The following is a 5,553-nucleotide window of genomic DNA, read 5'->3' as shown; positions in this document are numbered from 1 at the left end:
CGCTGGCGCTGGGTGCCCGTCGCCCGCACGCGCCGCAGCGCTGTGGGCACTGTCGGAATTCCCGTCTGTCGGCTGATCGCCTGGGCCAGCAGCGCCGCCTGATTGAACTGGCGGTACAGCAAGCGCGTGCGATGCAGCGGCACCGGGATCAACAGATCCGCCCCTTCCAGCACCTCGCCGCCCGCCCGTACCATCCAAGCCGCAAACAAAGCCGCGCCTTCCGTTCGGTCGGCCTGCTTGAAGCGCAGCACGAGCGGCTTACTTATCTCATCGTAGAGCAGGGCGGCGCGCGCCCGCTGAAAACGCGGTTTTTGGCGATGGCACCCGCTGCACAGCCCGCTCTGCATTCCCCCCAGCGGCACACCGCAGCACAGGCATAGGGGGCGCGTGCCGAACGGCGGGGTGAGAAAGCGCATCTGCGGCCAACAGTCCGGACACAGCCCCGCCAAGGGCGCGCCGCCTGCAACCGCCACGCCGCAACGCAAGCACCGGCGCGGCAAGGCCCAGTCGAGCATTGCCATCAACGGGCGCGCAATGAACCGGAGCGCTGCCAAGCCTTCCGAAGCTGCGCTTGCCTTCACAGCGTTAACCCCTTAGCCTCGCGGTTCGACAATTCCCGGCGCCGCTCTGTGCATTCACCAAGGATAGTCTCGTGACCGCCCCTTCTGTTCAAGCCTCTTCCCCGCCCGAGCGGGAATCCCCCCTGCGCACCCTCGCGCCGCATCTTTGGCCGAAAGGCGAAACCGAGCTTAAAGCCCGCGTTGTCCTGGCGCTGGCCCTCCTCACGCTCTCGAAGCTTTCCGGCGTTTATGTGCCGATTCTGTTCAAGCACGCCATCGATGCCTTGAGCGCCAAGGGCGTGGACGGCTGATCCTCGCCCCCATCGGCCTGATCGTCGCCTATGGGTTGTTGCGCGTGCTCAGCCAAGCCTTCGGTGAAATGCGCGATGCCGTTTTCGCCAAGGTCGCCCAGCGCGCCATTCGCCGCGTCGGGCTCGATACCTTCAAGCATCTGCACGCGCTCTCCTTGCGCTTTCACCTCGACCGGCAGACCGGTGGCTTGTCGCGCGCTATCGAACGCGGCACCAAGGGGATCGAGTTCCTCTTGCAGTTCATGCTGTTCAATGTGCTGCCAACGCTACTGGAAATCGCCTTGGTCTGCGGCATTCTCTGGAACCTCTATTCCATCGAATATGCCGCCATCACCTTCGTCACCATCATCGGCTATATCGTCTTCACGATTGTTCTGACCGAATGGCGGACGAAATACCGGCGCGAGATGAACGACCGCGACTCGGAAGCCACCACCAAGGCCGTCGATAGTCTGTTGAACTATGAAACGGTCAAATATTTCGGCAACGAGCTGCACGAGGCCAGCCGCTTCGATCACGCGCTGCAAGCCTATGAGAAGGCCGCCGTGCGCAGCCAGGTCAGCCTGTCGGCACTGAACGTCGGCCAGGGCACGATTATCGCCATCGGGCTGATCGCCGTAATGAGCATGACGGCGCAGGGCGTCGCCGATGGCAGCATGACCGTGGGCGATTTGGTGCTGGTGAACACGTTCCTCATTCAGCTTTACATGCCGCTCAACTTCTTGGGCTTCGTCTACCGTCAGATTCGCCAGTCGCTGACCGATATGGAGCAGATGTTTAGCCTGCTGCGCGTCGAGCGCGAGGTCGCCGATACCGAAGGCGCACCGCCGCTAGCCGTGAATGGCGGCGAAGTAACCTTCGATGCCGTCGATTTCGGCTATGATTCCCGCCGCCCGATTCTGCACGGCGTGAGCTTTACTATCCCCGCCGGTAAAACCTTGGCCGTCGTCGGCTCCTCCGGGGCGGGGAAATCGACGCTGTCGCGCCTGCTCTATCGTTTCTACGACGTAACGAGCGGCGCCATCCGCATCGATGGCCAGGATATTCGCGCCGTCTCGCAAGCCTCCTTACGGAAGATCATCGGCATCGTTCCGCAGGATACCGTGCTGTTCAACGATACGATCTATTACAATATTCTCTACGGTCGGCCCGATGCGACCCCGGCGGAAGTGGAAGAAGCCGCCCGCCTCGCCCGCATTCACGACTTCATCCTGTCGCTGCCGGACGGCTACCAAAGCAAAGTCGGCGAGCGCGGCCTGAAGCTTTCGGGCGGCGAGAAGCAGCGCGTTGCCATTGCTCGCGTCATCTTGAAGCGGGCGCGCCTGCTGATTTTCGATGAAGCCACCAGCGCGCTCGATACCAAGACCGAAAAGCAAATCCAGGAAAGCCTCGATCAGGTCTCCGAGGATCGGACCACCTTGATTATCGCGCACCGCTTGTCCACGGTGATCGGCGCCGATGAAATCCTCGTGCTCGATAAGGGCGAAGTGGCCGAGCGCGGCAGCCACGCGGAGCTTCTGGCCCAAAATGGCCGGTACGCCCGCATGTGGCAGCAGCAGCTCAGCGACCTTGCCGACGACGCAGGGCCGAGCCCCAGTCTCAGCCCATCGACAGTCTAGGGGTTTTCGGGTAAGTTAGAATAATTCTAATAAAGGAGAAGTTCCATGTCCAAACGCTCCAACCAAGACGTTGCCACCGCCCTCGGCGTGCTGCTCGCCGATAGCTATATTCTGGCGCTCAAAACCCAGAACTATCACTGGAACGTCGTTGGCTCCGATTTCGTGCAGTTGCACCAATTGTTCGGGGATCAATACGAAGCGCTGTCCGGGGCCGTCGACGAGGTTGCCGAGCGTATCCGTGCCCTCGGCTTCCCCGCCCCGGCCTCCTTCGGCGAATTCACCGACCGCGCCAGCGTCAAAAGCACCGCCGGGCACCCGCCCGCCCGCGACATGATTACGGCCTTACGCGACGATCACCTCACCGTCGCCAAATCGGCCTATGCCGTCATCAAAGCCGCCGAAAGCGCCAGCGATGATTCCAGCGCCGATCTCGCCACGGGCCGCGTTACCGAGCATGAAAAAGCCGCCTGGATGCTCACGGCCCTCCTGGGCTGAGGATTAATTGCATTAGGGGCTTTGCCCCTAACAACCCCACCCAAGGGCGAGGCCGCCCTTGGGGAACCGGGTTTTATTACGATACCGATACGAATGTCACCGCAGCCACGCGCGAAATGCTTCGAACGCGGGGATCATTTCGGAATCGGGACGATAGATGAGGCACCAGGCCGCGCCTTTCGGCACGCTGAGATCGAAGGGCGCGACGAGGCGTCCGGCGGCAAGATCCTGCTCCACGAACGGTCGCCGCGCTAAGGCTATTCCCAATCCATCCAGCGCCGCTTGCAGGGCGAAGGCGTGGAAATCGAACCAGAGCGCCCCGGCCGTGCCCATCTTCGGCGCAAGCCCGGCGGCCTTCAGCCAAATCGGCCATTCATCTTCGGCATGGCGAACGTGCAGCAGCGTTTCCCCGGTCAAATCGGTCGGGCGACGCAGCCGGGCGGCGACGGCCGGGGCGGCAACGGGGAAAAGGTCGGCGGTGAACAGTGGTTCCGCCATCAAGCCATCGGGGCGCAAGCCGGTATGCTCGGTCAGCCGGATCGCCGCCGTAATGCCATCGGCCAGCAATGACACCGCCCCCACTTCCTCGACCATCACCGAGGTCGATAGCCGCACCTCATAGCTCGGGTGCTGGCGGTGAAACTCGGGCAGACGCGGGATTAACCAGCGGATTGCAACCGTCGGCCCGCAGGCGAGGGTGAGAACCCCATCGGGTTGAGCCGCCAGTTTTTCCGTTGCGAAAGCGATACGGTCGAAAGCATCGCTCAAGACCGGCAGATAGGCCGCGCCGCGCGGGGTGAGCGACAGAATATTGCCGCGCCGCTCGAACAGCCCCAGCCCCAGCCGCGCTTCCAGCCCTTTTACGAGCTGGCTCACCGCCGCTTGGCTAACCCCCAATTCCGCCGCTGCCGCCGTAAAGCTGCCCGTGCGGGCGGCCGCTTCGAAGGCTTTCAGGGCATTGAGGGGGGGCAGACGGCGGCTCATGGGTCCCATCAACCAAAAAGCGCGCGGGAGCGCAAGCCCTTGTCCCCGCCCCCTTGCCCCGCCTAAACTTGATCGATGGGAGCTTTTTTTCGCCACGAACTGCGGCTGGCGCTGCGCCAAGCGTCGGACCTGATGCCGGTGCTGATTTTCTTCATTCTGGCCGCCACGCTGTTTCCGCTCGGCGTTGGGCCGGAACCCGTGTTGCTGGGCCGCATCGCCAGCGGCATCGTCTGGGTCACGGCGCTGCTCGCCGCCATGCTGTCGCTCGACCGCCTGTTCGAGGCCGATTACGCCGATGGCACCTTAGAGTTGCTGGCGCTCTCGCCGCAGCCGCTGGCGCTGTTGGCCGCATCGAAAATTGCCGTCCATTGGCTCACCACCGGCCTGCCGCTGCTACTGCTCTCGCCCCTGCTCGGCGTGATGCTGAACCTGCCGGGGGAGGCCTATGGCGCGCTGCTCGCCTCAATGGCCCTCGGCACGCCCTGCCTGAGCCTGATCGGCGCGATTGGGGCGGCGGTAACCTTGGGTGCCCGGCGCGGCGGCGCGCTGGTGCCGCTGCTGGTGCTGCCCCTCGTGCTACCTGTCTTGATTTTCGGTGTTAGCGCAGTCGAAGGCGCGGCAACCGGCCTCGGTGCCGGACCGGCGCTGCTGATTCTAGGGGCCTTGCTCGCGGTCGCACTGCCGCTCGCGCCGATGGTCGTTGCGGGAGCGTTACGGTTGGCGGTGAGCGATTAAACAAAAACCCCCGCCGGATCACTCCGGCGGGGGTTCTCTAAACCGTTACGCTTAGATATCGAACAGCAGGCGGCGCGGATCTTCGATGAGATCCTTCACCTTCACGAGGAAGGTAACGGCTTCGCGGCCATCGATAATGCGGTGATCGTAGGACAGCGCCAGATACATCATCGGGCGGATTTCGATGCGGTCGCCCGCCTTGTCCGAAATCACCATCGGGCGCTTCTGGATCTTGTGCATGCCGAGAATGCCGGACTGCGGCGTATTCAGGATCGGCGTGGACAGGAGCGAGCCATACACCCCACCGTTGGAGATGGTGAAGGTGCCGCCTTGCAGATCTTCGAGCGCCAGCTTGCCATCGCGGGCGCGCTTGCCAAGCTCGGCGATCTTCTTTTCGATATCGGCGAACCCGAGCGCATCGGCATCGCGCAAGACCGGCACGACGAGGCCCTGTTCGGTGCCAACGGCAACGCCGATGTCGTAATAATTCTTGTAGATGATGTCATCGCCGTCGATTTCACCATTCACCGCCGGAAGTTCCTTCAGCGCGGCAATACAGGCTTTGACGAAGATCGACATGAAGCCGAGCTTCACGCCGTGCTTCTTTTCGAAAGCATCATTGTACTGGGTGCGGAACGCCATCGCCGCCGACATATCCACCTCGTTGAAGGTGGTGAGAATGGCGGCGGTGTTCTGCGCCTGCTTCAGGCGTTCGGCGATGCGCTTGCGCAGGCGGGTCATCCGCACGCGCTCGTCACGCGGGCCGGACGCGACCGGGGCCGAAGCCGCTGCCACCGGAGCCGCGCCGACCTTGCTCGCCAACGCATCCAACACGTCGCCCTTGGTCAC

General features: G+C 63.2%; 7 protein-coding genes. 4 read left to right on the top strand and 3 right to left on the bottom strand.

The features are described from left to right. Nucleotides 1-554: ComF family protein (locus VZ95_RS08265; RefSeq protein WP_052711603.1), on the bottom strand; the 554-nt coding region annotated here is incomplete at its 3' end. Between the two features lie 98 nt (nt 555-652). Between VZ95_RS08265 and VZ95_RS29720 the strand changes: the two genes are divergently transcribed. The 3 genes from VZ95_RS29720 to VZ95_RS08255 are packed head-to-tail and all read left to right on the top strand — an operon-like array spanning nt 653 to nt 2,985. Beyond that, the gene (locus VZ95_RS29720; RefSeq protein ID WP_456297686.1) at nt 653-871 is read left to right on the top strand and encodes a hypothetical protein; all 219 of its coding nucleotides are present in this window, start codon (nt 653-655) and stop codon (nt 869-871) included. Between the two features lie 44 nt (nt 872-915). Then, nucleotides 916-2,490 (top strand): ABCB family ABC transporter ATP-binding protein/permease, encoded by a 1,575-nt coding sequence (locus VZ95_RS08260; RefSeq protein WP_456297685.1) that lies wholly within the window; start codon nt 916-918, stop codon nt 2,488-2,490. 45 nt (nt 2,491-2,535) lie between these two features. Next, the gene (locus VZ95_RS08255; protein ID WP_045775428.1) at nt 2,536-2,985 is read left to right on the top strand and encodes a Dps family protein; all 450 of its coding nucleotides are present in this window, start codon (nt 2,536-2,538) and stop codon (nt 2,983-2,985) included. Between the two features lie 96 nt (nt 2,986-3,081). Here VZ95_RS08255 and VZ95_RS08250 read toward each other — a convergent pair whose 3' ends face one another. After that, on the bottom strand, nt 3,082-3,969 hold the full coding sequence (locus VZ95_RS08250) for a LysR substrate-binding domain-containing protein (RefSeq protein ID WP_045775427.1): 888 nt from the start codon (nt 3,967-3,969) through the stop codon (nt 3,082-3,084). 75 nt (nt 3,970-4,044) lie between these two features. On the opposite strand from VZ95_RS08250, the gene ccmB reads away from it, so the two are divergent. Beyond that, the gene (ccmB, locus tag VZ95_RS08245) at nt 4,045-4,704 is read left to right on the top strand and encodes a heme exporter protein CcmB (RefSeq protein ID WP_045775426.1); all 660 of its coding nucleotides are present in this window, start codon (nt 4,045-4,047) and stop codon (nt 4,702-4,704) included. Nucleotides 4,705-4,755: 51 nt separating this feature from the next. Here the strand turns inward: ccmB and odhB are convergent. After that, a partial coding sequence (gene odhB, locus VZ95_RS08240; RefSeq protein WP_045775425.1) for a 2-oxoglutarate dehydrogenase complex dihydrolipoyllysine-residue succinyltransferase occupies nt 4,756-5,553 on the bottom strand: 798 nt, incomplete at its 5' end.

Origin of the sequence: Elstera litoralis, assembly GCF_000963705.1 — a bacterium.
GTDB classification, from domain to species: Bacteria; Pseudomonadota; Alphaproteobacteria; order Elsterales; family Elsteraceae; genus Elstera; species Elstera litoralis.
The sequence above is the reverse complement of the archived record's forward strand: the minus strand, read 5'-3'. Positions and strand labels throughout refer to the sequence as shown.

Bases quoted from the DNA above. Each gene is read 5' to 3' on its own strand.
- VZ95_RS08255 (WP_045775428.1), top strand. From the start codon at position 2,536: ATGTCCAAACGCTCCAACCAAGACGTTGCCACCGCCCTCGGCGTGCTG.
- VZ95_RS08250 (WP_045775427.1), bottom strand. From the start codon at position 3,969: ATGAGCCGCCGTCTGCCCCCCCTCAATGCCCTGAAAGCCTTCGAAGCG.
- ccmB (WP_045775426.1), top strand. From the start codon at position 4,045: ATGGGAGCTTTTTTTCGCCACGAACTGCGGCTGGCGCTGCGCCAAGCG.